A 24804-nucleotide genomic window follows, 5' to 3' on the forward strand; every position below is an offset into this window, starting at 1 on the left:
ACCGGCCGGTGTCGGGTCGGCGTCGGGCCGGTGGGCCGGTCAGCCGGACGTGGTGGCCGCGGTCCGCGACCGCAGTGTGTCGGTGAGTGCGGCGAAGGCGTTCTCGGCGGGGCCGTCGGCGACGATCGCCCGGTCCCACACCATGCGCAGGTGCAGTTCCGGCCCCTGGGTGACGGAGACGGCGAACGGTCCGCGGACGGGCCTGCCGTCGATGTGGACCTCGCGGCCTTCGACTCCGGTGAGCCGGAGCGGGGGCCGCCGCCGGGCGTCGTCCACGGTGAGCAGGCCGTCGAGCCGCCCGGACCAGTCGGAGCCCGCCTCCCGGGCGGCGTGGACGACGGCGTCGAACGGTGTGTCGGCCCGGTCGAGGTCGTCCCACCAGGCGTCGGCCGTCGCCTCGGGGCCGGCCGGAGCGTCGCCGGTCGCCGCCGGGAATACCACGGTGTTGAGGAAGCAGCCGAGTACCGGTGCGGCGGCGGGTGGCCGGCCGCCCCACGGGTAGCCGAGCGGTATCACGTGTCCGGGCCCGTACAGGGCGGTGGCGGCCGCGCCGCAGGCGTCGAGCAGTCCGGGGAAGGGGACGCCGCCGGGCGGGGCGGGGATGCGCAGTTCGGCCGAGCCGCTCGGGAGGGGGCTCGTCCCTTCGGTCCGGGGCGGTGCGGGGGTGGCCGGCGCCTTGGCGGGCGGAGCGGCCTGTTCGCGGACATCGCGCAGGCGCTCGCCCCAGTACCGCATGGCCTCCGGGGAGCCGGCGCGCTCCTCGGCCTCCAGCTGGAGCAGCACCGCCTCGCGGTAGGCGACCAGTTCGGCGTCGATGTCCGCGGGCGCGGGCCCGGTGGGGACGTCGCGCGGGTCCGGGGCCCGTGGGGCCGGCGGGCAGGCGTCGTAGGCCTCGCCGAGTTCGGTGACGATCCTGGCCAGTGACTGGCCGTCGCAAGCGGTGTGGTCCAGGACGATCGCGAGGAGGTCCTCCTCCTCGGACTCGCTTCCGGTCCGGGTGAGGAAGAGCCGGATCGGCGAACCCTGGGGTTCCCAGGTGCCGAGCGCCCGCCTCAGGGCGGTGGCGGCGTCCTCGCCGGGTGCCCGGGGGACGGTGGTCAGGGGGACGGCGGGCGCCTCCAGGCGGAGTACGGGTGTGCCTCGTACGACGGCCGGGCGGGCGCGCAGCACGGGGTGGAGCGCGGCGAGGTGGTTCGCGGCGGTCGCGAGGCGCGCCGGGTCGACGGTGCCGCGTGGGAAGGCGAAGAACATGGGTACGAGGTCGGGCCGTCCGGACGGGTCCAGGGAACGCACCAGTACGAAGCGGCGCTGGGCTCCGGTGACGGGCAGCAGGGCGGCCGCCCCGGCGCCGGTGTCGAGTCGCCGGTAGCGGGCGAGGTACTGGCTGGTGATGCTGAGCACGACTTCCTCTCGTTCGTTGCCGGTGGGCGTGGCCGGGTGACCGGACGGGCCGGCGGTCGCGGGCCGGCGGAACCGGCGCGGGCGGTCAGCCGATGGGGGCGGGTGGCGCCGTGTCGCCGGTCCCGGCCGCCTCCTGGTCGCCGTCGTCCGCCGGAGTGGGCAGTTCACGCATACGGCGCAGCGGGGACAGCAGCAGGGGCAGGGGGACGACCAGGAAGCCGGCCGCGCAGCAGAGCAGTGCCGCCCGGGCGCCGAAGGCGTCTGCCAGGGCACCGCCGGCCAGGGCGCCGAGCGGAAGGGTTCCCCACATCAGGAAGCGCAGGGTGGCGTTCATCCGGCCGAGCAGCCGGGGTGGGCAGAGAGCCTGCCGGAAGCTGACCTGGGCGACGTTGTAGACGACCGCGCCGAAGAAGACCACGCCGGAGCCGACCGCGAAGAGCGTCGCGCCGACCAGGGCGCCGGCGGTGCTCTGCGCCGTCCCGGCGCCCTGGCCCGACAGAGGCCAGAGCAAGGCGAAGGGTCCGGTGACCAGCGAGGACAGCCAGATGGTGCGGGCCTGGCCGAGCCGGGTGGCGAGCGGGCCGGCGCCGAGTGCGCCCGCGAGTCCGCCGACGGCGGCGGCGGACAGCACGAGCCCGAGCACGCCCGGTGCGAGGTGCAGCACCCGGACGAGGAAGACGGTCTGGGTGGCCATCAGCATGGCGGCGAAGAAGTTGCCCAGGCCGGTCGCGGCCGCGATGGTGCGCAACAGGGGGTGGCCGAACACGAAGCGCAGCCCTTCGCCGATGTCCTCGCGCAGCGAGGCGCCGGGGGCGGCTTGCGGGCGGTCCTCCGGCTGGTCGATGCGCCGCAGGAAGAGGGCGGAGAGGGTGTAGCCGATGGCGTCGGCGACGATGGCGAGGTGGGCCCCGAGCAGCTGGACGAGCCCGCCGCCGAGCCCGGGGCCGGTCACCTGCGCGGTGGAGCGAACGGTCTCCAGCGCCCCGTTGCCCGCCACGAGCTGCTCCTTGGGCAGCAGGTGGGGCAGGAAGCTCTGGTGCGCCACGTCGAAGAAGACGGTCGCCACGCCGGTGACAAGGGCGACGGCGTAGAGCTGAGCCATCGTCAGCACGTCGGCGACGGCGGCGAGCGGGATGCTCGCCATGGCCACGGCCCGTACGGCGTCGGCCCGGATCATCAGGGGCAGCTTCCGCATCCGGTCGACCCAGGCACCGGCGGGCAGGCCGATCAGCAGGAACGCGGCGGTCTCGGCCGCGGTGAGCAGACCCACCTGGAAGGCGGGTGCTTCGAGTTCGAGGACCGCCACGAGAGGCAGGGCGACGAGGGTGACCTGGGCTCCGAGCTGTCCGGCCGCGGCTCCGGCGAGGAGCATCCGGAAACCGGGCATGCGCAGCGGGCCGCGGGTCGCGGCCCGGGATGTTGCGGACATGTGAACGACCCTCACTGAACGGCCGATCAGCAGTCAAAAGCCAAAGCGCACTTTCGGTCGTTTCCTTCACTGTTTTCGCACGAGATCACGAAATCTTTCGCCAGAAAGAGGCGTCCTCCGCATGAACGACACATGCCGAGCCCCGTCGTGCGACTAGGACCCAACCGGCGATCACTGGGCGATACCGACCGACTACGGAAGCCATCGCACCGGACAGCACTCTGACCGAAAATAGCCACTCGTGTCCTCTTGTTGACGGAAGCGAACATTCCGCCCGCTATGGCTTTCTGAGAAAGATCGGTTCGCGGCCATACTGTGGTCGCCATGACCCGCACCACTCCCCCGGCCGCACGCCACTCCTCACACGGTCGGCGCCTCGGCTATCCGGCGGCGGCAGCGGTGTTCGCCATCGGCATGGCGGGCACCACACTCCCCACCCCGCTGTACGGGCTGTACCGGGAGGAGCTGGGCTTCTCCGAGCTGATGGTCACGGTGGTCTTCGCCGTCTACGCCGTCGGCGTGATCACCACGCTCCTGCTCGTGGGCAACTACTCCGACGAGGCGGGCCGCCGCCCCGTGCTGATGTACGCCCTCATCCTGGGCGCCGCGAGTGCCGTGTGCTTCCTGCTGGAAGGCGGGCTGCCCCTCCTCTTCGCCGGGAGGGTCCTCTCCGGGTTCTCGGCCGGGCTGCTCAGCGGCGTAGGCACCGTCACCGTGCTGGAACTGGCGGCGCCGGAACAGAAGTCACGGGCGGGATTCGCCGCGACGGCCGCCAACATGGGCGGTCTCGGCTGCGGGCCGCTGCTGAGCGGTCTGCTGGCGGAGTACGCCCCGTGGCCGCTCAGCCTGCCTTTCCTGACCCACCTCGTCCTTCTGGCGGTGGCCGCCGTTCTCGTCCTGCTGCTGCCGGAGACGGTCGAGCACCGGCGGCGCCGGCCTCCGCTCTCACCGCAGGGGCTGTACGTGCCGCCGCAGGTCCGCGGTGTGTTCACGCCCGCGGCGCTGGCCGCGTTCGCCGGTTTCTCCCTGCTCGGCCTCTTCACCGCGGTGGCGCCGAGCTTCGTCTCGCAGACCCTCGACGTCGACAATCTGGCCGTCTCCGGCCTGATCGTCTTCTCGGTGTTCCTCTCCTCCACCGTCGGCCAGTCCCTGACGGGACGTCTGTCCGTTCGGGCCGCACTCCCGCTCGGCTGTCTGGTCCTGGTGGTGGGCCTCGTGCTCGTCGGCACGTCGCTGTGGGTGGAATCGATGGCACTGCTGGTGGCCGGAGCGGTCTGCGGCGGGCTCGGCCAGGGGCTCGCCTTCCGTGCCGCCCTGACCGCCGTCAGCGACGCCGCCCCGCCGGCCCATCGGGGAGCCACCGTCTCGTCATTCTTCGTGGTGGCCTACACGGGCATCTCCCTGCCCGTCGTCGGTGTGGGCGCGATGACGATGTGGCTCGGTCTGGAGCGCGCCGGACTGATCTTCACCGGCTGTGTGACGGTCGTCGTCGCGAGCACCGGGCTGTATCTGCTGCGGCACCCTCCGACCACGGCCTGACGCCCCGACGGCCTGGCCCCTGACGCCCCGTCGGCCCGACAACCCGAAGGGCCCGCCGGCCGTCGGTCCGGGACGCCCCCGGCCGCGCCCGGGCCGCCCCGGTCCGGGCCGGGACTCACCGCCGGATCCGGTCCTCCGCCGCGAGCAGCAGGCGCCGCTCCAGCACCGTGAGACGTCCGGGGTGGGCCCTGCGGGCGTGCCCGAGCAGCAGATCGCGGGCCGTGGCGCCGACCCGGCGCTTCTTGGGGTGGCGAGAGGTGAAGCCCTCGCTCGCGAAGAAGCCCACCGCGGCGTCGAGTCCGTCGGCGTCGGTCTCGCGGACCGCCCAGGCGAGCTCGTCCGTCGGCGCCGCCTCCAGCAGGGTCAGCGGGGCGAGGCGCGCGACCAGCCGGGCGGCGCCGGTGCCGGTGGAGTGCGCCCCCAGCCAGCTGAGGACGAGGCTCAGAGGTGCGGTCCGCCCGTCGCCCGGGGCCGGTGTCTCGCCGCGGGCCCACTTCTCCGCGTACCCGCGCAGGGCCCGCGGGGCCGCCGCCGCCCAGGCCGCGCGGTGGAGGGCGGGCAACGACCCCGGCAGCGCCGGGTCGAGCAGCGGCAGAGCGTGCGCGTCCAGCGCGCGGATGCGCTGTCCGGCCCTGTCGTACAGCGTGACCCGGGGCTCCTCCCCGCACATGCACACGAAAGCGGGATCGGGCTCCGGGGCGGAGGCCAGGGCGGCCACCACCGCCCCCACCTCCTGGGGATCGGTGATCTCGTACGTCGGCGGGTGCGCCGGAGGGACGGTGCGGTGGGCATGGTCCGACACGACGACACGGACCGCTCTGGACAGCGGCTTCATGAACCGATCGTAAGTCGCGGACCCGAGCGGCCGGTCAGCGCTCCGGCACACCGGCTCATGCGCACGGGTGCCATGGCCGGCAGCCCGGCCGGGAAGGCTGTCCGGGCCTGGAACAGCCCCGGCATTCAGCACAGCGACAGGAGTGAGGCATGACAGCGGACCGGCACGGACACCGGATGACCGACACCGGCCCCGAGGCCGTCGCCCACTACGAACGGGCCGTGGACCACTTGCTGTTCTTCCGGCGCGACGTCGTCGGGGCGGCCCGGTCGGTGCTCGCCGACTCACCGCGGTCCGTGATGGGACAGGTGCTCGCGGCGTACCTCGCGGTGCTGGGCACGGAGGAGAAGGACGCGGCCGAGGCACGGCGGGTGTTCGTCCGCTTCCGCGCCGGGCTCGACGAGGGGAAGGTGTCGTCCCGCGAGCGGATGCACCTCGAGGCCGCGGAGGCCTGGCTGGACGGCGACCTCCACGGCGCCGGCCGTCTGCTCGGGGAGCTCACCGTGGCTCATCCGCTCGACGCGCTGGCGCTGTTCGCGGGACATCAGCACGATTTCCTCACCGGGGACGCGGCGCGTCTGCGCGACCGTGTCGGCGGGGCGCTGGGGGCGTGGCCCGAGGACGATCCCCACCGGGGTCCGCTGCTCGGCATGTACGCCTTCGGCCTGGAGGAGTCGGGGTACTACGAACGGGCCGAGGAAGTCGGGCTGGAGGCCCTCGCCCGCCATCCGCGCGATGTGTGGGGCATCCACGGCGTCGTGCACACCTACGAGATGCGCGGCCGTTTCCACGACGGGATCCGCTTTCTCGACGCCCGCCGCGACGCCTGGTCCGGCGACTCCCTGCTCACGGTCCACAACTGGTGGCACTACGCCCTCTACGCCCTGGAACTCGGCGACACCACGCGTGTGCTGGACATCTACGACGCCGCTCTCCACCACCAGGACTCGGCGGGTGTCGCGATGGAACTCCTCGACGCCTCCGCCCTGCTGTGGCGGCTCCATCTGGCGGGGCACGAACAGAGCGCCAGGTGGTCGAAGGTGGCCGACGCCTGGGAGAACCGGGAGGACGGGCCCTACTACGCCTTCAACGACGCGCACGCCGTCATGGCGTACGTGGGGGCCGGCCGGATCGCCCTCGCCGAACGGCTGGTACGCGACCGGGAGGCGTGGCTGGCCACCTCACGCGCGCGGCTGTCGAACCGCGCCATGACGGCAGACATCGGCCTGCCGGTGTGCCGGGCGCTCGTCGTGTACGGGCGCGAGGAGTACGAGCGGGCCGTCGACCTGCTGCTGCCGGTGCGGCACCGCCTCCACGAGTTCGGCGGCAGTCACGCCCAGCGCGACGCTATCCAGCGGACCCTGGTCGAGGCCGCCCTGCGGTCGGACCGGACGGACCTGGCGCGCGCCCTGCTCAGCGAGCGCATCCAGCTGCGCCCGGTCTGCCCGTACAACTGGACCGCGCAGGCCCGCCTCGAGGAACGGCTCGGCAATCCGGCATTGGCGGCGCAGGCGCGCGAACGGGCCGCAGCCCAGGCCGGAACCGGGGCCCCCGGACACGACGGGGCTGCGGTCGCCCCGGAGGGCTGAGCCGAGGGCACCCTGCGCCACGGATCTCTCCGCTGGCCGGTACTCGCCATCCGCGACTGCGCGGGGCCGCGGACGGCAAGCCTCTCGGCATCATCGCTGCCGGCTCCCCGGCCTGCCGACCCTCCGCCGACAACGCGCCTCACCTTCCCGAACGGAGTGTCCGTATGAGGCTGTCCGCACGCTGCGCGTCCGTCGCGCTCCTGCTGCTCCCCCTCGCCGCGGCTCCCGCCCTCGCGGCCGAGCCCGGCCCCCAGCCCCGCCGTTCCGCCCCCGCGCCCCTGCACACCGCCGAGGCGGCGGCCGTCCCCGGCCAGTACATCGTCACGCTCGAACGCGGGTCGGTCTCGGCCACCCAGGTGACCCAACAGCTCGGCGTCACACCGCTCTACGCGTACAGGAGCGCTCTGGTGGGCTTCGCCGCCAAGCTCAGCGCCTCCCAGCTGGCGACCGTCCGCTCCCTCCCCGAAGTGCGGGCCGTCGAACAGGACGCCGTGGTCACGGCCACTCCGGCCGCCCGCTCCGCCCGGGTGCCGGCCGCGAGCTGGGGCCTGGACCGGATCGACCAGCCCAGACTGCCGCTCGACGGCCAGTTCAACGTCAACGGCACCGGTGGGGGCGTGGCCGCGTTCATCCTGGACAGCGGGATCGACTACCGGCACCCGGAGTTCGGCGGTCGTGCCGTGTTCGGCTACGACGCGATCGGCGACGGGCGCAACGGCCAGGACTGCAACGGGCACGGCACTCATGTCGCCGGAACCGTGGGGGGCGCGACGTACGGGGTCGCCCGGGCCACCACGCTGGTCAGCGTGCGTGTCCTGAACTGCGAGGGCAGGGGTTCGCTGGCCGGGATGATCGCGGGTATGGACTGGGTGGCGCGGTACGCGCGGCAGCCCGCGGTCCTCAACGGATCGCTGGGCGGCCCGAGGTCGCAGGCCGTCAATGACGCCGCGACCGCCCTGTCCGACAGCGGCGTCCTGCCGGTCATCGCCGCCGGCAACGACGCGGTGGACGCCTGTGGCGTCTCCCCGGCCGGCGCGGACCGGGTCGTCACCGTCGGCGCCACCGACGCCCAGGACCGGCAGACCTCCTTCTCGAACCACGGCCCGTGTCTGTGGATGTACGCCCCCGGCGCGGCCATCGTCTCCGCGAGGCTGGGGGGCGGAAGCGTCGCGCTGAACGGCACGTCCATGGCCGCGCCGCACGTCGCCGGCGTCGCTGCCCTGCTGAAGGAGAGGTTCCCGGCCGCGACGCCCAAGGACGTCGCCCTGTGGCTGGCCGACCGGTCGGTGAAGGACATCCTGTCGGTGACGCCCGGCTCGCCCAACCGGCTGTTGCAGACCGGCGGGCTCTGACCCTCTGCGCACCGGTCCCGGCCGGTCGCTGTCGCGGCTCCGGGCCTCCGCGGACCCCCGGCTCAGGCCCGGGTGAAGCGGGCGCTGGGCTCGCCCCGCAGCCGGCCGGCCGGAAGCCTGCGGCCGAACGCGACGAGCAGGAGGTCCTGGGCAGCGCCGTACAGGGGTGTGCCGTCACCGTAGGACCAGTCCAGGTCGTCGGCACACAGCCGCACCCCGTCGAGGTCCGCCCCGAAGAACGTGACGCCGCGGGGGCGGATCTGACCGAGCAGGAGGTGCAGACGGTCTTCGGGGACGCGACGGCCGAGACCGAGGGCCACGGTCACGTCCAGCCCGTGCACGACGTCGTGGCCGAGGGCCGCCTCCAACCCACCGACCGGTGGCGTCCAGGGGTGGTCCGCGTTGTCCCGCAGGAATGCGGCGAGCCGGCCGGTGGAGTGCGCGGCCGCGTCCCGACGGGCGACGCGGTCCGTCATCCGGTGCAGATCGCCTCGTGCCTTCACGAGTTGGGCGAGTGTGGCCGGCAGGGAGAGCCGGAAACCCATCGACATATGGGCGACGACCTCGCGCACCCGCCAGCCCGCGCAGAGACTCGGCTCGTTCCACTCGCCCGGGCGCAGGCCGTCGAGCAAGTCCGCCAGCTCGGTGCGTTCCGCCGCTATCGCGGCCCTGATATCGGTCTTCCGGACGGTGCGGTGGGTGTCCATCTCCATGTGATCAAGGGTGAGGCAGGATTGAGCCATACGTCCAATACATGGATCTGCTGCGATCTAGAATGAATGGTTATGGAACTGCGTCAGCTCCACTACTTCGTCACCATCGTCGAGGAGGGCGGCTTCACGCGTGCCGCGGCCCGTCTCCACCTCTCCCAGCCCGGACTGAGCGCGCAGATACGGCAGTTGGAGAAGGAGCTGGGCCAGCCGCTGCTCGACCGCTCGGGCAGGTCGGTCAGGCCGACCGAAGTGGGCAGGGCCGTGCTGCCGTACGCCCGGGCGGCGCTCGCCGCGGTGGAGGGCGTGCGGCAGACGGTGGAGGAGTTCACCGGGATACTGCGCGGCCGGGTCTCGATCGGGCTCGTCTCCGGCGCCACCGGCCACGCCTTCGACGTGGCCGCGCTCCTCGCCGACTTCCACGACGCCCACCCCCGGGTGGAGATCGCGCTCACCGAGGACACCTCGGAGCGGATGGAGGTGGCGCTTCTCGCCGGTGAGCTCGATGTCGCTCTCCTGGGACCGACCACGGAGGAGCCGCCGGCCGGCCTTTCCCTCCAGACGGTGATCGACGAACCGCTGGTCGCCGCCGTGTCTCCCGGCGACCCCCTCCTGACCCGGGCGGACCGCACCGAGGTCGCCCTGACCGAGCTGCGTGAGCGGCCGCTGATCTGCCTGCCGCGCGGCACGGGCGTGCGGGCCGTGCTCGAACGCGCGTGTGCCCGTGCGGGCTTCCGTCCCCACGTCGCCTTCGAGGCCGCGGCTCCGCAGGTCCTCGCCCGACTCGCCGCCCGGGGCCTCGGCGTCGCGGTACTGCCGGGCGGCGACGGACCCGCCCCCGAGTGGCCGCCCGCTGTCGAGGGGGCGCCCGCTGTCGAGGGGCCACTGCGTACCCTGCCCATCGTCCGCCCCCGGATGCGTGGCCGGGTCGCCCTCGCCTGGCGGTCCGCCGGCCCGTCGAGCCCCGCGGCCCGAGCACTCCTCTCCGACCTGATCGAGCGCCTGCCGCCCGTCACTCCCCCAACGGGTCCCGCCCACCGTCATGCGTTCGGATGACGCTCGGGCCCGCCCGAGTGCCGCGGCAACCGCCCTCGCCGGTACGTCATATGACACGCCGTATGGAAACTCATTCGCCCGAGCTGCGGGCCGCGGCCCGGCGCATCGGCCGCCGGCGGTTCTTCTCGGTCGCCGGTGCCGCCGCCGCGCTCGCGCTGACCACGCATCTGCCGACCGCCGGTGTCGCGGGTGCGGCGGAGCTGGACGCCCGGAAGATCACCAAGAACCCCTTCACTTTGGGCGTCGCCTCCGGTGATCCGATGCCGGACTCCGTCCTGTTGTGGACCCGTCTCGCGCCCGAGGCGTACAGCGCCGACGGCGGGCTGCCGGCGGAGCGGGTGGAGGTGCGGTGGGAGGTCGCCCACGACGAACGCTTCGCCTTCGTCCTGAGAACCGGGACCGCCACGGCCCACCCCGAGTTCGGCCACAGCGTACGCACGGAGGTCGCGGGCCTGGACGCCGGCCGGGAGTACTACTACCGGTTCCGTGCCGGGACCTGGATCAGTCCGGTGGGCCGGACCCGGACGGCTCCCGGGCCGCTCGGCTACGTCTTCGACATGTCGTTCGCCGCCGTCGCCTGCGCGGCCTACTACGACGGCTACTACACGGCCTACAGACACCTCGCCGCCGAGGACGTGGACATGGTGGTCCACCTGGGCGACTACATCTACGAGTATCCGGTGGACTCCGCCGGCGGGCACCGCCGCTACACCGACCGGACGCTCCCCGCGCACTTCAACCGTGAGACGCTCACGCTGGCGGACTACCGGCTGCGGTACTCCCTCTACAAGTCCGATCCGGATCTGATCGCCGCGCACGCCGCCCACCCGTTCGTGGTCACCTGGGACGACCACGAGACGGAGAACAACTACGCGGGCAACATCTCCGAGAACGGCGTACCGCCCGAGGAGTTCCTCCTGCGCCGGGCCGCCGCCTACCGGGCGTACTGGGAGAACCAGCCGCTGCGCGAGGCGCAGCGCCCGAGTGGCCCCGACATGAGGATGTACCGGCGTCTGCGCTTCGGCCAGATCGCCCAGTTCGACATCCTGGACACCCGCCAGTACCGCTCCAACCAGGCCTACGGCGACGGGTGGCAGGCCCCGGGACCCGAGTCCGAGAACCCGGCCCGCACCATGACGGGGGCCGCTCAGGAACGGTGGCTCCTCGACGGCTGGCGCGCCTCGCAGGCGGTGTGGAACGTCGTACCGCAGCAGGTCACCTTCGCTCAGCGGCGCAGTCTCCCGACGCCGGACTTCAAGCTCTCCATGGACGCCTGGGACGGCTACCCCGCCGCCCGGAAGCGCATCCTGGACGGAGCGCAGGCGGCCGGCCTGGAGAACCTGATGGTGCTCTCCGGCGACGCCCATGTGGGGTACGCGTTCGACCTGAAGGCCGATTTCGACGATCCCGCCTCGCGCACCGTCGGCACCGAGATCTCCACGACGTCCCTCACCAGCGGCAGGGACGGCAGTGTCAAGCCCGCGAACTGGGACAACCTCACGAGGGCCAATCCGCATCTGAGGTACTACAACGGGCAGCGCGGATACACCGTGATCAGCCTGTCCTCGTCCCTGGCCCGGATCGCGTTCAAGAACGTGCCGACCGTGACCACCCCCGGCGGGGGCATCGGCACCACCGCCACCTTCACCACGGGGACGGGCCTCCCCGGCCTCCACCGCGCGTGAGGACGCCACATACCTACCGGCACGTAGGGTGCACGGCTGACGAACCACACCAAACCGGACCGTTCGTCGCAAACAGTGCAAGGATGGACTCCGGGCTCCGCGGCCCGCGAAGCGGGGAAGCGCGGACGGAAAGACGCGGCGGCGTGCCACCGGACGGTTGGGGACGGTCTTGCACATGAACAGGAAACCGACGGCGACCACCGCCTCGGGCGTGACCTCCGACGCGGTGTTCGGCGCCCCTTGCTGGGTGAGTCTGATGACGCGCGACCTGGGGGCCGCACACGACTTCTACGGCGCCGTCCTCGGGTGGAAGTTCCGTCCCGCACGGCTCGGCGAGGAATTCAGCGTGGCGCTCGCCAGGGGCAAGCCGGTCGCCGGGATCGGGGCGCTCGCCACCGCCCTCCAGGTGGCCGTCGCCTGGACTCCGTACTTCGCCGTCCAGAACGCCGACGAGACCGCGGCCCGGATCAGGGAGCGCAGCGGCACCGTCGCCGTCGGACCGGTCGCCTTCGCCCTGGGGCGGGGTGCCCTGGCCGCCGACCGGGACGGGGCCGTCTTCGGCATCTGGGAGGGGCAACTGCTGTCGGGATGGGAGACCTGGCGGGCCGGCGCTCCCGCGTGGGTACGGCTGCAGACCAGGGACGCCTTCGAGGCCGCGATCTTCTACGGGGAGGTCCTGGACTGGGCGTGCGGCCGGCCGGGCTGCTGCGACGTGGAGTACGAAGAGGAGGAGGTCGTGCTGCGCAGCGGCGGACATGTGGTCGCCCGCCTCAACTCCGGAGCGCTGGAGGCCGCTCCCGACCCCACGATCCGTCCGCGCTGGCAGGTCCACTTCCCCGTGCCGGACGTCGAGGGCTGTGTCGCGGCGGCGCGTCAGCACGGCGGCACCGTCATCAGCCACACCCCGGAGGTCGAGGCGACGCTCCGCGACCCGGACGGCGGACTCTTCACCATCACGACGGCCGACCGCCAGGGCTGATCGCGCACTGGTAGAACATCCGCATGAAGTATCGGACGTCTTTGCATGTCAATGCCGGTCCTGACCGGATCTGGTCCCTCCTGACGGACGTGGAGCGCTGGCCCCGGTGGACACCGACGGTCACCTCCCTGCGCCACCTGGACGAGGGGGAACTCGCGGTCGGGAGCAGGGTGCGCATCAAGCAGCCGGGCCTGCGGGAGGCCGTGTGGGAGGTGGTCGAACTCTCCCCCCACCGGTCTTTCACATGGGTCTCCACCCTGACGGGCGTCACCACCACGGCCACCCACGAGCTGATCACCCCCGAGCCGCCCGGCGACCGCCCCGTGGAGGTGGTGCTGGGCATCGAGCAGCGGGGCCGCCTCGCGGGCCTCGTCGGCCTCTTCACCGCGCCGATGACCCGCCGCTACGTGGAGACGGAACTGCGCGCCCTGAAGGAGCGGGCCGAGGCCGGCGACCAGGGCCCTTCCTCGGGAGGGACAGGTTCTACGCCAGGCCCTGGGGCAGGGTGACCTCGCGGGCCCGGCCTATGCCGAGGCGCTGCGCCAGCCGGGTCATGGCCTGCGACGCCCGGGACGGCATCGAATCCGGTTCGGGGATGGTCACCGGCCGCTGCCGGCCGTTCTGGATCGCCGCTATTCGCCAGCCCTCCGGCGTACGGACGCAGACGACGGTCTGCCGTGACAGCCGTCGCTTCGGCAGTCTGCTGCGCCAGGGCATGAGCACTGATCCATTGGCCACCAGCACGGCCGCGGAGTCGCCGACGAAGCGCAGCGACTCGATCTCGCCGACCATCGCCGAGCCGGCGATCACGCCGCGGAACAGCTTGTCGTGGTTGTCCCGCAGCCTGGCGGCTCCCGCCGCCCAGCTGCCGTCGTAGGACACGTAGTCCGCGTCCTCGGTGAACAGTCGTCCGAACCCGGCGGAGTCTCCCTCGGTCCAGGTCCTGCAGTACGTCGCGAAGAGTTCGCGGATCTCGGCCTCTCGGGTGTCCATGTCGCCGCCTCGCCCCTTCCGCTCCTGATATATTTCGTTCGGCCGAACTAAATATATGGAGGCGTGATGGGGCCGTCAAGGGAGAAACTGCTCGCCGAACTCCGGGAGGCGGGACGGACGCACAGCAACGCGGCCGTCATGTATCACGCGGCGATCAGCGCCCGGATGGGCCTCAGCGCGGTCGAGGAGAAGACGCTCGACCTTCTCCAGCGGTCCGGCGCACTCAGCGCGGGTGAGCTGGGAGAACTCACCGGCCTGGTGCCGGCCTCCGTGACCGGGCTGATCGACCGGCTGGAGCGCAAGGGGTACGCCCGCAGGGTGAAGGACCCCCAGGACCGCAGGCGGGTCAACGTCGAGGTCGATCCGGGCGTCGCGGAGCGCTTCGCGCCCCTCTTCGCCCCCTTCGCGACCCGGCTGGCCGACCTGTACGCGGACTACTCGGACGCGGAGCTCACCGTGATCCTCGACTTCCTCCACCGCTCCGCGCGGATCCAGCGGGAGGCCACCCAGGCCCTCGCGGAAGAGGAATGACGATCAGGCCGACCGGCCGCCACCGGGTCACCGGGGCGGCGTGGCCGATGACCGCACACGGAATGCTCGACGACGATCCGCACCCGGCTCCGCCGCAAGGGCATCACCCACACCATTCCCGAGGGGGCCGACCAGGCCCGCACCCGGGCCCGGCGAGGCAGCCGCAGAGGCCGTCCACCGGCCTTCTACCGCCAGGCGTACAAGCACCGGAACGTCGTGGAGCGGTGTTTCAACCGCCACGAGCAGTGGTGCCGCCTCAAGCAGTGGCGCGGCAGAAGAGCAGAGGAAGCGCCCTAGCGGCCGCCGGCCGGGGGCCAGGGGTTCCGGTCGGGGGGCCAGGGGTTCCGCTCGGGCAGCCCGTCCAGGAGGACGCGACGCTGTTCCTCCTCGCGGCCCAGGAGATCGGCCAGCACAGCCGCGTCGCGGTGGGTGCTGATCGCCTCCCTCACCACCGAGGCCAGCACGTCGGGCGGCAGCGCCTCGGCCTGGGTGGTGGAGGTGCCGGGGAAGGAGCGGCGGTCGGTGGCCTTCACCGGAGCGGTGGGGAGCCGGTAGTCGGCCATCTGCCGTTCGGTGACGGCCAGCCGTTCGAACTCCATGCGGACGTCCGGCGCGTCGAGGGCCGCGAAGGCCATGATGTCCTCGGCGAGAGCGGTGAACAGGTGGAGCCCGCTCGGGTCCCAGTCGCTGATCACCATGATGCGCACGGTTCCGTGTCCACCGGTGGCGGCCCGCCGGGCGGCCTCGCGCTTGCCCGCCAACCCCGTGAAGCCGGTGCCCGCGTACACGGGTACCCCCCACGGGTCGGTGACCGCGGCCAGTTGCGGGACCATGCCGACGGTCTCGCACCACACTTCGAGCCGCGACTCCTGACCGGCCTGGCGGTCCAGCCGGTAGCCGCGGGCCGCCTCCCGCTGCGCCCGGCGGAAGCCGTCCGGCCCGTCGTAGGCGACGGGCTCCACCACTTCGCCCGATCCGTCGCTGATGGCCAGCCAGGAGATGCGACCCGAGCGCCGGGCCATGCCGAGGACGTCGACGAGACGTTTGTACGTCCGCTCCTGCCTGGCGATCACGCCCTCGGCGACCGCGGCGTACCAGATCTGACGGATCGTCAGCGGCAGCTGGGCGGCGTACCGGCCGAGTATCACCTCGACGGCGGACAGCAGTTCCAGTGTGGCCGGGCGAGGCTGCCAGTCGGGCTGGTAACCGCGAGGACGTCTGTCCGGCACGGCTGTCCCCCTCTCACCCTCGTGCCTGTCGGAACGGGCCGGACGTCCGGGCGTCCTGGTTCCCCTCCTTGGGTGTGCCCCTCCTCCGGCTGCGCCTCACCCGGTCACCGGGCCCCGGGGCCCCTGATGGCCGATACCGGTCGCTGCCGCCGCGTATTTGACCGACATGAGGCGTCGGCGGCCCCGGCCCGACGGCCCTCCCCCTCACCCGGGAGGGTGGTCCCGGACCGGGGGGGACTGCTGCGACTGATGGCCCGGCGCCGGATCGCCGTGGAGACGCCGCTGACCAGCAACGAGCAGATCCTCGGCGTGCGGGGCGCCGGCCGTCCGTTCCGCCTGTACCGCCGGCACGGCGTCCCGGTGGTTCTCGCCACGGACGATCCGGGGGTGTCCCGGACCGACATCAGCGCCGAGTACGAGCGGGCGGCCCTGACGTACGGGCTCGGCCATCCGGAGCTGAAGGACCTCGCGCGCTCGTCGCTGGAGTACGAATTCCTGCGCGGCCGGAGCCTGTGGCGGGGCGGACCCGGCCCCGCGTACCAGCCCGTGCCGGTCTGTGCCGCCGACCGGCCCGGGCAGGGGGAGTCCCGGCCCCGGTTGCGCGCGCTTCCTGCGGGGAAGCGCCAAGGCGGCCGTGCAGTGGCGCCAGGAGGGCGCCTTCGCCGCGTTCGAGCGGCAGCGCTGGCGCTGGGACAGGGCCTCAGCTCGCCTTGCGGCCGACCAGGGGCGCGGTGTCCATGCCCGAGCCCTGCCTCATGCCCCGCAGCATCTCGTCGATCGCTTCCATGGACGTGCGCTCGGGGCGCCAGTCCAGTTCGGTGCGGGCCCGCGTCCAGTCCAGCAGCGGCAGCCGGAGGAACGCGTCGAAGAGGTGCGGGGAGGCGGGGATCAGATGGAGGCCCCAGCCGGCGGCGAGGGCCGCGCGGGCCGCGGGGCGCGGCAGGCGTACGACCCGGGCACCCAGGAGCGCGGCGAGGGCGTGGGCGTCCACGGGGGGCTCGGCGGCCAGGTTGAACGCCCCGCGCACGTCGCGCAGGACGGCCTGCAGGTAGGCCCGCGCCGCGTCGTCGGTGTGGAGCGCCTGGAAGCGCAGACCGGGGATGTCCGGGACCACGGGCACCAGGCTGGGCCTGGCCAGCTGGCCCGGGAGGAAACGCCCCGCGAAGATCCGGCGCTGTTCGCTGCCGGACTCCTCCTTGAAGAGGAAGGCGGGCCGCATCCGGACGACGCGGATCCCCGGGTTCTGTGCCTCGTACGCGTCGAGCGTGCGTTCCAGGTAGGCCTTCTCCCGGCAGTAGGCGGCGTCCGGCCAGCCGTGCGTCGGCCACGACTCGTCGACCCCGCGGTCCTTGGGGCCGGGCGAGTAGGCGCCGACGGACGAGGCGTGAACGAGTGCCGGTACGCCCGCCGCGGCCACGTCCCGGAAGACCCGCAGGCTGCCCAGGACGTTGGTGCGCCAGGTCATGACCGGGTCGTGTGTGGGCTGGAACGCCCAGGCCAGGTGGACGACGGCGTCGGCACCCTCGAAATGAACGGTGAGGTCGGTGTCCTTCCTGAGGTCGACCGTGTCCCACTCCGTCTTGGGCGGTGACCAGCCGGGACGCCGCCGCGCCAGTCCGCGTACGGATGCGATCCGCGGGTCCGCGGCCAGGGCGGCCACCACGCTGGTCCCGACGTTTCCGGTGGCCCCGGTGACGACAACCCTCTTGCCGGCTTCCATGCTCACGGTTCCTGCCCTTCCTGCCTCCGGCGGCTCGGCCCCGGCTCCCCTGCCGGGACGTCCGGGTACCCCTTCCCGCGGGGTCCACGTCTCCGCGTGCCGGGCGGGGCCGCAGGGCACCAGGGCACCTGGGGAGGACCCGCGCGAGAGGGGAACCCGGCGTATACAGGTGGATCTCACGGGCGGGACGTCTCCCGTCACCGGTTCGGCCCGGGCCATCGGCGCGGCGATCGCCCCGGCCCTGGCCCGGTCGGGGGGCGCCAATGGCGGCAGACAGGCGGAGCTCCGGCAGCGTGGCGACGGCCGCAGCCGAGCGGCCGCGGTCGAATAGCCACGCGCGAAGGCGCCCGCCATCGTGGTCGTGCCGGTCGCCGCGGACCCGGCACCGAAGAGGGGGCGGTTCCGGCGGTGGAGCCGCCGCCCGAGTTCGATGCATTCGTCAACAATCTGTGTCTTCGAGGCCCGGCCGGCCCTGGAGGCGGGCCCGGTATACGTCGTGGCTCCGCCCTCGTGATCCCGGCGGGGACGGTCCGCTACGGCATGTCCGAAACGGCTCTGCCGGCGGTCGGCCGCGGCTTTGCCAAGGAGGCGACAGAACCGGGCCACCATCGTCAACTACGCGATCGCGATACCCACCCGCACGAGTGAAGTGGAGGATGCTGTCCCCGAGTTGACCGACCACCACCCCCTGCCATGGGGCGAGGAGCGGCGGTCTACCTGCGTGAGCACCGACCGCGGTCCTTGCTGCGGCGACCCACCGAACCGGAGAGCATCCCGCACGTGGCGGTGCACCCGGGCTCCTCACAGGACCCGGCCACGACCTGGCCACGGTACGGGTGGACGGAGGGTATGTTGACTCGATCCTGTTACGAGTTCCGGCCGGGGCAGGCCGATTCCCACCGGGCCTTCGGCATATGCCAGAAGCACCACCGTATCGAGTGTTGCCAAACCCCTTACAGGCCCTCGCCGCCTGTGCAACAGTCGTAACCGGTCCTCACTTTCAGACCCTGGCCGTGCGCGCCTGTATCGGAGTACGACATGCCGTCCCATCTGTTCGCGGACAGTCCCGCCCAGCAACCGCCCGAGCGCGGCACGGTGGACGCCCTCATCTCGCAGACCCGCAGGCTGCGCGGGGACGTCGACGCCGTGCGCCGGGACGCCGTGGTGGACGAGGACGACCCGCAGGGACGCTGGCAGCGCGCGTTGTGCGACCTCGCCGTGCACCAACTGGACGATGTGGGCGCCCAGTTGGACCAGCTGAAGGAAGGCGTTCCGGACGCCTTCGACACGTCGGCGGAGCCGTACGACACGGAGTCCGACGACATGGTGTTCGAGCAGGGCGGGCGTGCGGGAGCGCTGCTCAGCCGGGTCGGCAGCGGCGAGTGGAACCTCCTCACGGACGAGGTGAGCTGGTCGGACGAGCTCTTCCAGATCTTCGGCCGGCTGCCCGAGGCGGGGCCGATGTCGCTGGACGAGTTGCCCTCCCTGGTGTTCGCCGAGGACCAGCCGCTGCTGACGGCGATGGTCACGGGCGCTCTGATCGACGGCAAGCCGATCGACGGGGAGTTCCGGATCGTGCGTCCGGACGGCTGTGTGCGGACCCTGCACATGATGGGCGAGCCGGTCCTCGACAGCGACGGCTGCACCGCGTCCATGTGGGCCGTTTTACGGGACGTCAGCGAACTGCGCCGCAGCGAACGGGCGGTACGCGAATCACGCGGCTCACTGCAGCGCCGGCAGCAGATCGAGCAGACCGAGCACCGGATGGCCGTGGAGCTCCAAGAGGCCGTCCTGCCACCCTGGCGCGGTTCCACCCGCATGCCGCACAGCGGTGCCGCCGCCCTGGACCTGGCGGGTCACTATCTGCCGTCCGGAGCCACGGCGCTGGTCGGCGGCGACTGGTACGACGCGCTGCAACTACCCGATGGTGACACCCTGCTGACCGTCGGCGATCTGACCGGGCACGGCGTCACGGCGACCTCGTCCATGGCGATGCTGCTCGGCGCGCTGCGCGGCATGGCGGTCGCCGGCATCCGCCCGGCGGCTCTGATGGGCCACCTCAACCAGCTGCTGGAGGCCTCGGCACAGCCCGCGCTGGGCAGCGCGGTGTGCTGCCGGTACAGTCCCGCGACCGGGACGCTCAGCTGGGCGCAGGCAGGCCACCCCGCCCCGCTGCTGTTCCGCGGCGGGACGGGGCGTGCGCTGGCGCGTCCGGACGGCGTGCTCCTCGGGGCGACATCCGGGGCGGCGTACGAACAGGCGGAAGTTCAGCTGCTGCCCGGTGACTTGTTGATCCTGCACACGGACGGGCTGACCCGCACTGCGGGCACGAGCCTGTCGGACACGTCCGGAGGCGACAGGCTGCTCGCCATGGCGCACCGGTTCACCCGGACGCGCGATGCACAGGAGTGTGTGCGGTCGGTGGTGGAGGAGTTCGGCGAGTCCCGTGAGGACGACGCCTGTGTCCTGGTCGCCAGGGTCGGCGACGGAACCTAGGAGGGCGGGAACGGAGGACGGGGCGCGCAACGTGATGGGCGTTGCGCGTCATCGGCGTGTGCGGGGCCGGCCGCCGGCCTGCGGAACAGTGCCGGGCACAGACGGGCAGGAGGGTGGGAGAGGGCCGGAATGGTGCCGGCCCTTCGTTAGATCTCGGTGGTCCTGGGCTTCTTGGTGCCGGACTTGGGCATGGCCAGCTGGATCTCCTCGCGCAGATCCTGGATCTTGGAGTAGCCCGCGTACTGTCCGGTGAGGCGGTACATCTCGCGCAGCCGGTCCCAGGTGCGCTGGGACGAGGTCTCGCCCATCGACATCAGGGCGAGCCGGGCGTACCGGTCGGCCTGCTCGGGGTCGTCCGCGATGAAGCAGGCTGAGGCCATCGAGAGATAGTCGAAGATCTTGGATCGCTGCCGGCCGTCGTTGCGCAGTGCCAGGGCCTTCTGGGCGAAGTACTGGGCCTGCCTGGCGGCGCCCGGCTCGTGCTCGGCCAGCGTCCGGTAGGCGAGCGCCTGCATGCCGTACAGGTCCTCGCTGCGGAAGGTCTGCATCCAACTGGGCAGGGGCACATCGCTCTTGTCGGAGACGAACAGTTCCTCGGCCTCGCCGAGAGTGCGGCGCATGGCCTGTCCGCGACCCATCGCGGCCTGCGCCCAGGCCTCGATGGTGTGCAGCATGGCCTGCGTCCGCGGCAGGATCTGCTCGCCCGAGCCGGACCGGGCGAGCTTCATCAGGTCGAGGGCCTCGTCCGGCCGCCCCAGATGGACCATCTGACGGGCCGCACGCGAGAGGGCCTCGCCGGCACGTGGCCGGTCGCCGCCTTCGCGCGCCGCGTGCGCGGCGATGACGAAGTACTTCTGGGCGGTGGGCTCCAGGCCCACGTCGTGGGACATCCAGCCGGCCAGGACCGCCAGATTGGCGGCGACGCCCCAGAGGCGGCGCTGGAGGTGCTCGGGGTGGCGGTAGGCGAGCATGCCGCCCACCTCGTTGAGCTGGCCGACGACGGCCTTGCGCTGGAGACCGCCGCCACGGGCGGCGTCCCAGGCGCGGAACACTTCGACGGAACGCTCCAGCGCCTCGATCTCCTGCGACCCGATGGGGGCGGCCTCGTAGCGGTCGAACCCAGCGGGGTCGGCGTGCAGGGGGTCGGTGCGGGGAGCGTCGGGGGTGAATGCGGGGTCGGTGTGGAGCCAGTCGTACATGGCGCTGGTGAGTGCGGAGCCTGCGGCGAGCGCGGCGCCCGCGCCCACCAAGCCGCGTCGGTTGAGCATGAGGTCCATTCCCGTGAATTCGGTGAGGACCGCAGCCGTACGCTCGGGCGCCCAGGGCAGCCCGTCAGGGTTCTCGGTGTTCCTGACGTCCCGCCGTTTCCCGGCGCGCCCGTGTCGTACGAACCCGAGGTCCTCGATGGTCACGACACGGCCGAGTCGCTCGGTGAACAGGGCTGCCAGCACTTTCGGCACGGGATCGCGCGGGGTCTCCCCCATGTCGATCCAGCGCCGCACCCGGGAGGTGTCGGTCGCCAGCTGCGGGTGGCCCATGGCCGCCGCCTGCCGGTTCACGAGTCTCGCGAGCTCGCCTTTCGACCAGCCGGCGAGGCCGAACAGGTCTGCAAGGCGGGTGTTGGGTTCTCCGGTCACGTCAAGCCCCCAGGTTCTCGGCTGAGTTGACAGTAACCCCCTGTCATAGGGCTGGCGACTATTCGCCAGGGTTCGCCAGGGTGCGCCAGATGGTGTGCCACCCGCGCCCGGGTGTCAGGTAGGAAAGCGCCACCCCGTCCCGGCAACCGGCCCTCATTCCCCAGGGTGTCGGCCGGTTGTCGGGACGGGGCAGCGTACGTAACTCGTCGGCACACGAAGGGATCTGTCTCGCCCATGTACACAGCATCGTCCTCCGTGTCCGCCCCGCCCCGGCCGCAGCGAACCCTCCCGGCCGGCAGCGGTCCGTATCTGGATCCCACCCAGGCGGGTCGGGCCCGGCGCTGGGCGGGGACGGTCCCCGGGCCGCTCAGCGGGAGAATCGACTTGTCCGGTCCCCAGGGCGCGCAGCTGAGGAAGGCGATCGCTTCGGTGCACCGGATCTGCCCGGAGTTCAACCCGGTGCAGGTGATGCGACGAAGCGGCCGCTCCGTGCTGCTCGTCGGCGCGACGGGACGCACGACGGCGGTCGCGAAGTGTTTACTGGACCACTCCCCCGCGTGGGTCGAGCGGTTCCGGCACGAGATCGCCGCCTACCGGGCCTTCGTCCGCCACCGTCCGCCGGTGCGCGCGCCGCGGCTGATCGCCGCGGACCCCGACAACTGCACGCTGGTCATCGAGCGGATGCCCGGGCGGGCCGCGGCCCTCACCCGGCATCCGGTCGAGGCGCCGCCCCGTGCCGACCTGAGGGCGGCACTCGGGGCGATCGCCCGGCTCAACGCCTGGCGCCCGCCGGTCGGCACGTTCGACGCGCCGCTCGACTACGCCTCGCGGATCTCCCGCTACCACGAGCTCGGGCTCTTCACCGACCGGGACCGGGACGACCTGCAGAAGCTGCTGCACGGTCTGGCCCATGCCGGCGGCCGCCAGGGCATGGGGCAGTTCTGCCACGGTGACGCGCTGCTCTCCAACATCCTGCTGTCCCCGACCGGTCCGGTGCTCGTCGACTGGGAGCACGCGGGCTGGTACCTCCCGGGGTACGACCTGGCCACCCTGTGGGCCGTGCTCGGCGATGCCCCGGTGGCACGGCGCCAGATCAGTCAGCTGGCGCAGGCGGCGGGCCCCGCCGCGCGGGACGCCTTCCTGGTGAACCTGATGATCGTGCTGACGCGGGAGATACGTACATACGAGACGGCGGTGCAGCGCACGATCCGGGAGGCGCCACCCGTGGGCTCGATTCCGGTCCAGCACGGAGGCTTGTCGACCGGAGAGGAACAGCGGCTGCTGCTGAGGCGGCTGCACGACGACTGCGCGCTGGCACGGCGGGCCGTGCGCGCCGCGGTGGGCACTCGCTGACCCACCGCCGCGGGGGACGTGCGCTGTGCGCCCGGTGCCGACACACCGGACGTACAGCGCACTGTCGTGTCGGGCGCGCGCTCCTGCCGAAGCGCCCGGCCGGCGAAGGCGGCGGGCGGCGCGGCACGCGCGCCGCCGGCCTGCGCGAGCACCTTGCGGGGGTTTATCGACCACGCGTCCGGCAACGCGGTGAAATGTTCCCGCGGCCGCGGGACATGCGCAATCGTCATGGAGGTCGAGAATGGGAATCATCGCGTGGATCGTCATCGGTCTGCTCGCCGGCGCGATCGCCAAGGCCCTGATGCCGGGCAAGGACCCGGGCGGCATCCTGGTGACCATGCTGATCGGGATCGTCGGCGGGTTGCTGGGCGGCTGGCTCGGCAAGGTGGTTTTCGGCGTGGACTCCATCGACGGCTTCTTCGAGCTGTCCACGTGGATAGCGGCGGTCGTCGGGTCGGTGATCATCCTCGCCCTCTACCGGCTCTTCGCCGGCAGGGGCCACGGCGCGCACGCCTGACCGGCACGGCGCCGCACACCCCGGCAGGGGCGCGCGGCGCTCGCCGTGCGACGAGCCGCCTGCCCGGGCCCGGGCGGCACGGGGCCGCTCGGGCCCGGGCGGGCGAGAGCACGACGAGGAAGGCCGTCACCATGAACGCTCCCGGCAGCACGCGGGCTCCGGAGGCCGCGGGTGTGAGGTCCTGATGCCCCTGCCTCGGACCACCGGCGTCGCGTCGCTCAAGGCCTTCGTCGAGCGTGGGACGCGACCTTGCGGGCCTGGGGCGTGTTTCGAAAGTAGCGTCGTCCGCCCGGAGGGCGGGCCCCCGGCCAGACAGGACTTCACGGGCGGGATCGCGGCCCTGACGGAGGCGCTCACCGCGAGCCGGGGAGCGGCGCCCCAGCCGATCGTCGACCGGCTGGCGGACGAGTCCGTCCACAGCGCGCACGACGACGCCTGCCTGCTTGCCGTCCACGTCGACTGACGGCTTCCGAGCCGTCCCCGATTCGCCCCGCCGACCCGGCCCGCGAGCGGTCGAAATCGGGATATCACACTTTCAAGTCCCGCTTGAGCAAGTCTGGTTGACGGTTCGTGTGTGAGCCGCTACGCCTGGAAGATCTCCGTGCCCACCCGGCGCACCGGGTCCGGCCACCCACCGTCCGTCCCAGGAGGCTGCGTTGCTCCGTACCGCTCGTCCTCGGCGTCCATGGAGAGCGGGTGGCGCGGCGGCGTCCGCGGTCCTGCTGCTGCCCCTGGTTTCCGCCGCTCCCTCCGCCACCGCCGGAACGCCCGCGGGTGACGGGGCGCTGCAGCGCGACTTCGCGGCGGCCGCGGCCCGCCACGGGGTGCCGCCGAGTGTGCTGCTCGCCGTGTCGTACCTGCAGTCCCGCTGGGACACCCACGGCGGCGCCCCGAGCGTGACGGGCGGCTACGGGCCGATGCATCTGACCGACGCGCGGACCGTGATTTCCGCGCCGCATCACGCGCACGGTACGGAGGACGCCCGCGGCGACACCTCGCGACCCGCCGGGAACGGGGCGGAGGCGCGGCTGCCGGATCCGTCCGGGCCGCCGCCCCGGCTGCGGACGCTGGAGCGGGCCGCCGAGCTCTCCGGACTGTCGCCGGAGCAGTTGCGCACCAGCACGGCGGCGAACATCCAGGGCGGTGCGGCGCTGCTGGCAGCCGCGCAGCGGGAACTCGGCCGGCCACCGAGCCCCGATCCGGCCGACTGGTACGGGGCGGTGGCGCGGTACTCGGGTGCCGACGACACCGCGACCGCGGCGACGTACGCGAACGATGTCTACGACGTCATTCGTACGGGTGAGCGTCGTACGACCGACAGCGGACAGGTGGTCACCCTGCCCGCTGATCCGGACGTGGCGCCGGACACGGCGCAGATCGCCGCGCTCGGACTGCGCACGGCCGACGCCGGGCGGACCGAGTGCCCGCGCACCGTGGCGTGCGAGTGGATCCCCGCTCCGTACGAGGAGTTCGGCGACGGCGAGTACGGCAACCACGACAAGGCGGACCGGCCCGCGTCCCAGTCCGTCGACTACATCGTCATCCATGACACCGAGGCGACGTGGGACATCACGCTGAAGATGGTGCAGGACCCGACGTACGTGTCGTGGCAGTACTCGCTGCGTTCGTCCGACGGGCACATCGCCCAGCATCTGCCGCTGAAGGACGTCGGCTGGCACGCGGGCAACTGGTACGTCAACGCCAAGGCGGTGGGTCTGGAGCACGAGGGATTCCTGGTCGCCCCCGACGCCTG

20 protein-coding genes and 1 pseudogene are annotated in these 24804 nt (G+C 72.6%); 13 read left to right on the plus strand and 8 right to left on the minus strand.

Annotation, left to right across the window (positions count from 1 at the left end):
- Positions 1 to 39: 39 nt before the first annotated feature.
- Together ACY34K_RS30195 and ACY34K_RS30200 are read right to left on the minus strand one after the other, a co-directional pair.
- Entirely contained in the window at positions 40 to 1401 is a 1362-nt protein-coding gene (locus ACY34K_RS30195) for a non-ribosomal peptide synthetase (RefSeq protein WP_462752767.1), read from the minus strand.
- Positions 1402 to 1486: 85 nt separating this feature from the next.
- Positions 1487 to 2830 carry an MFS transporter gene (locus ACY34K_RS30200; RefSeq protein WP_462752769.1) on the minus strand — a complete coding sequence of 448 codons (1344 nt, stop codon included), beginning with the start codon at positions 2828 to 2830 and terminating at the stop codon, positions 1487 to 1489.
- 324 nt (positions 2831 to 3154) lie between these two features.
- Between ACY34K_RS30200 and ACY34K_RS30205 the strand changes: the two genes are divergently transcribed.
- On the plus strand, positions 3155 to 4369 hold the full coding sequence (locus ACY34K_RS30205) for an MFS transporter (RefSeq protein WP_462752771.1): 1215 nt from the start codon (positions 3155 to 3157) through the stop codon (positions 4367 to 4369).
- Positions 4370 to 4484: 115 nt separating this feature from the next.
- Here the strand turns inward: ACY34K_RS30205 and ACY34K_RS30210 are convergent, their stop codons facing one another.
- Positions 4485 to 5204 carry a hypothetical protein gene (locus ACY34K_RS30210; protein ID WP_462752772.1) on the minus strand — a complete coding sequence of 240 codons (720 nt, stop codon included), beginning with the start codon at positions 5202 to 5204 and terminating at the stop codon, positions 4485 to 4487.
- A 149-nt stretch (positions 5205 to 5353) separates the two neighbouring features.
- Here ACY34K_RS30210 and ACY34K_RS30215 point away from each other — a divergent pair, with 149 nt between their 5' ends.
- Both ACY34K_RS30215 and ACY34K_RS30220 read left to right on the plus strand, forming a co-directional pair.
- Positions 5354 to 6793 (plus strand): tetratricopeptide repeat protein, encoded by a 1440-nt coding sequence (locus tag ACY34K_RS30215; protein WP_462752774.1) that lies wholly within the window; start codon positions 5354 to 5356, stop codon positions 6791 to 6793.
- Positions 6794 to 6957: 164 nt separating this feature from the next.
- Positions 6958 to 8145 carry a S8 family peptidase gene (locus tag ACY34K_RS30220; protein WP_462752776.1) on the plus strand — a complete coding sequence of 396 codons (1188 nt, stop codon included), beginning with the start codon at positions 6958 to 6960 and terminating at the stop codon, positions 8143 to 8145.
- Positions 8146 to 8207: 62 nt separating this feature from the next.
- On the opposite strand, the gene ACY34K_RS30225 is transcribed toward ACY34K_RS30220, so the two are convergent.
- Positions 8208 to 8858 (minus strand): maleylpyruvate isomerase family mycothiol-dependent enzyme, encoded by a 651-nt coding sequence (locus ACY34K_RS30225; RefSeq protein WP_462752778.1) that lies wholly within the window; start codon positions 8856 to 8858, stop codon positions 8208 to 8210.
- 72 nt (positions 8859 to 8930) lie between these two features.
- Here ACY34K_RS30225 and ACY34K_RS30230 point away from each other — a divergent pair, with 72 nt between their 5' ends.
- The 4 genes from ACY34K_RS30230 (at position 8931) to ACY34K_RS30245 (ending at position 13084) form a co-directional block, all read left to right on the plus strand.
- Positions 8931 to 9911, plus strand: a complete 981-nt coding sequence (locus ACY34K_RS30230) for a LysR family transcriptional regulator (RefSeq protein ID WP_462752780.1) — start codon at positions 8931 to 8933, stop codon at positions 9909 to 9911.
- Between the two features lie 50 nt (positions 9912 to 9961).
- Positions 9962 to 11596 carry an alkaline phosphatase D family protein gene (locus ACY34K_RS30235; RefSeq protein ID WP_462752782.1) on the plus strand — a complete coding sequence of 545 codons (1635 nt, stop codon included), beginning with the start codon at positions 9962 to 9964 and terminating at the stop codon, positions 11594 to 11596.
- A 175-nt stretch (positions 11597 to 11771) separates the two neighbouring features.
- On the plus strand, positions 11772 to 12575 hold the full coding sequence (locus tag ACY34K_RS30240) for a VOC family protein (protein WP_462752784.1): 804 nt from the start codon (positions 11772 to 11774) through the stop codon (positions 12573 to 12575).
- Between the two features lie 23 nt (positions 12576 to 12598).
- Complete coding sequence (locus ACY34K_RS30245) at positions 12599 to 13084, plus strand: SRPBCC family protein (protein ID WP_462752786.1); 486 nt, start codon at positions 12599 to 12601, stop codon at positions 13082 to 13084.
- Here ACY34K_RS30245 and ACY34K_RS30250 read toward each other — a convergent pair.
- Positions 13059 to 13568, minus strand: coding sequence for an SgcJ/EcaC family oxidoreductase (locus tag ACY34K_RS30250; protein ID WP_462752788.1), 510 nt, complete (start codon positions 13566 to 13568; stop codon positions 13059 to 13061). The two genes, ACY34K_RS30245 and ACY34K_RS30250, sit on opposite strands and share 26 nt — an antisense overlap.
- 66 nt (positions 13569 to 13634) lie before the next feature.
- On the opposite strand from ACY34K_RS30250, the gene ACY34K_RS30255 reads away from it, so the two are divergent.
- Positions 13635 to 14099, plus strand: coding sequence for a MarR family winged helix-turn-helix transcriptional regulator (locus tag ACY34K_RS30255; protein WP_462752790.1), 465 nt, complete (start codon positions 13635 to 13637; stop codon positions 14097 to 14099).
- A gap of 293 nt (positions 14100 to 14392) precedes the next feature.
- Here ACY34K_RS30255 and ACY34K_RS30260 read toward each other — a convergent pair whose 3' ends face one another.
- On the minus strand, positions 14393 to 15328 hold the full coding sequence (locus ACY34K_RS30260; RefSeq protein WP_462752792.1) for a hypothetical protein: 936 nt from the start codon (positions 15326 to 15328) through the stop codon (positions 14393 to 14395).
- 237 nt (positions 15329 to 15565) lie between these two features.
- Here ACY34K_RS30260 and ACY34K_RS30265 point away from each other — a divergent pair.
- A pseudogene (locus ACY34K_RS30265) lies at positions 15566 to 16004 on the plus strand (adenosine deaminase); the annotation flags it as partial.
- A gap of 24 nt (positions 16005 to 16028) precedes the next feature.
- Here the strand turns inward: ACY34K_RS30265 and ACY34K_RS30270 are convergent.
- The gene (locus tag ACY34K_RS30270) at positions 16029 to 17048 is read right to left on the minus strand and encodes an NAD-dependent epimerase/dehydratase family protein (protein ID WP_462752804.1); all 1020 of its coding nucleotides are present in this window, start codon (positions 17046 to 17048) and stop codon (positions 16029 to 16031) included.
- A gap of 1038 nt (positions 17049 to 18086) precedes the next feature.
- On the opposite strand from ACY34K_RS30270, the gene ACY34K_RS30275 reads away from it, so the two are divergent.
- The gene (locus ACY34K_RS30275; RefSeq protein WP_462752794.1) at positions 18087 to 19544 is read left to right on the plus strand and encodes a PP2C family protein-serine/threonine phosphatase; all 1458 of its coding nucleotides are present in this window, start codon (positions 18087 to 18089) and stop codon (positions 19542 to 19544) included.
- A gap of 146 nt (positions 19545 to 19690) precedes the next feature.
- Here ACY34K_RS30275 and ACY34K_RS30280 read toward each other — a convergent pair whose 3' ends face one another.
- Positions 19691 to 21181 carry a DNA-binding protein NsdB gene (locus ACY34K_RS30280; RefSeq protein ID WP_462752796.1) on the minus strand — a complete coding sequence of 497 codons (1491 nt, stop codon included), beginning with the start codon at positions 21179 to 21181 and terminating at the stop codon, positions 19691 to 19693.
- 234 nt (positions 21182 to 21415) lie between these two features.
- Between ACY34K_RS30280 and ACY34K_RS30285 the strand changes: the two genes are divergently transcribed.
- From ACY34K_RS30285 to ACY34K_RS30295, 3 genes are all read left to right on the plus strand, one after another.
- Positions 21416 to 22534: an aminoglycoside phosphotransferase family protein gene (locus ACY34K_RS30285; protein WP_462752798.1), complete on the plus strand. Its 1119-nt coding sequence runs from the start codon at positions 21416 to 21418 to the stop codon at positions 22532 to 22534.
- 241 nt (positions 22535 to 22775) lie between these two features.
- Complete coding sequence (locus ACY34K_RS30290; RefSeq protein WP_462752800.1) at positions 22776 to 23051, plus strand: GlsB/YeaQ/YmgE family stress response membrane protein; 276 nt, start codon at positions 22776 to 22778, stop codon at positions 23049 to 23051.
- Positions 23052 to 23707: 656 nt separating this feature from the next.
- Positions 23708 to 24804: N-acetylmuramoyl-L-alanine amidase (locus tag ACY34K_RS30295; protein ID WP_462752802.1), on the plus strand; the 1097-nt coding region annotated here is incomplete at its 3' end.

The organism is Streptomyces sp. STAM6, from assembly GCF_054963715.1.

Bases quoted from the DNA above. Each gene is read 5' to 3' on its own strand.
- ACY34K_RS30235 (WP_462752782.1), top strand. From the start codon at position 9,962: ATGACACGCCGTATGGAAACTCATTCGCCCGAGCTGCGGGCCGCGGCC.
- ACY34K_RS30270 (WP_462752804.1), bottom strand. From the start codon at position 17,048: ATGGAAGCCGGCAAGAGGGTTGTCGTCACCGGGGCCACCGGAAACGTC.
- ACY34K_RS30225 (WP_462752778.1), bottom strand. From the start codon at position 8,858: ATGGAGATGGACACCCACCGCACCGTCCGGAAGACCGATATCAGGGCC.
- ACY34K_RS30215 (WP_462752774.1), top strand. From the start codon at position 5,354: ATGACAGCGGACCGGCACGGACACCGGATGACCGACACCGGCCCCGAG.
- ACY34K_RS30200 (WP_462752769.1), bottom strand. From the start codon at position 2,830: ATGTCCGCAACATCCCGGGCCGCGACCCGCGGCCCGCTGCGCATGCCC.
- ACY34K_RS30240 (WP_462752784.1), top strand. From the start codon at position 11,772: ATGAACAGGAAACCGACGGCGACCACCGCCTCGGGCGTGACCTCCGAC.
- ACY34K_RS30245 (WP_462752786.1), top strand. From the start codon at position 12,599: ATGAAGTATCGGACGTCTTTGCATGTCAATGCCGGTCCTGACCGGATC.
- ACY34K_RS30230 (WP_462752780.1), top strand. From the start codon at position 8,931: ATGGAACTGCGTCAGCTCCACTACTTCGTCACCATCGTCGAGGAGGGC.
- ACY34K_RS30210 (WP_462752772.1), bottom strand. From the start codon at position 5,204: ATGAAGCCGCTGTCCAGAGCGGTCCGTGTCGTCGTGTCGGACCATGCC.
- ACY34K_RS30205 (WP_462752771.1), top strand. From the start codon at position 3,155: ATGACCCGCACCACTCCCCCGGCCGCACGCCACTCCTCACACGGTCGG.
- ACY34K_RS30275 (WP_462752794.1), top strand. From the start codon at position 18,087: ATGCCGTCCCATCTGTTCGCGGACAGTCCCGCCCAGCAACCGCCCGAG.
- ACY34K_RS30290 (WP_462752800.1), top strand. From the start codon at position 22,776: ATGGGAATCATCGCGTGGATCGTCATCGGTCTGCTCGCCGGCGCGATC.
- ACY34K_RS30220 (WP_462752776.1), top strand. From the start codon at position 6,958: ATGAGGCTGTCCGCACGCTGCGCGTCCGTCGCGCTCCTGCTGCTCCCC.
- ACY34K_RS30255 (WP_462752790.1), top strand. From the start codon at position 13,635: ATGGGGCCGTCAAGGGAGAAACTGCTCGCCGAACTCCGGGAGGCGGGA.
- ACY34K_RS30285 (WP_462752798.1), top strand. From the start codon at position 21,416: ATGTACACAGCATCGTCCTCCGTGTCCGCCCCGCCCCGGCCGCAGCGA.
- ACY34K_RS30250 (WP_462752788.1), bottom strand. From the start codon at position 13,568: ATGGACACCCGAGAGGCCGAGATCCGCGAACTCTTCGCGACGTACTGC.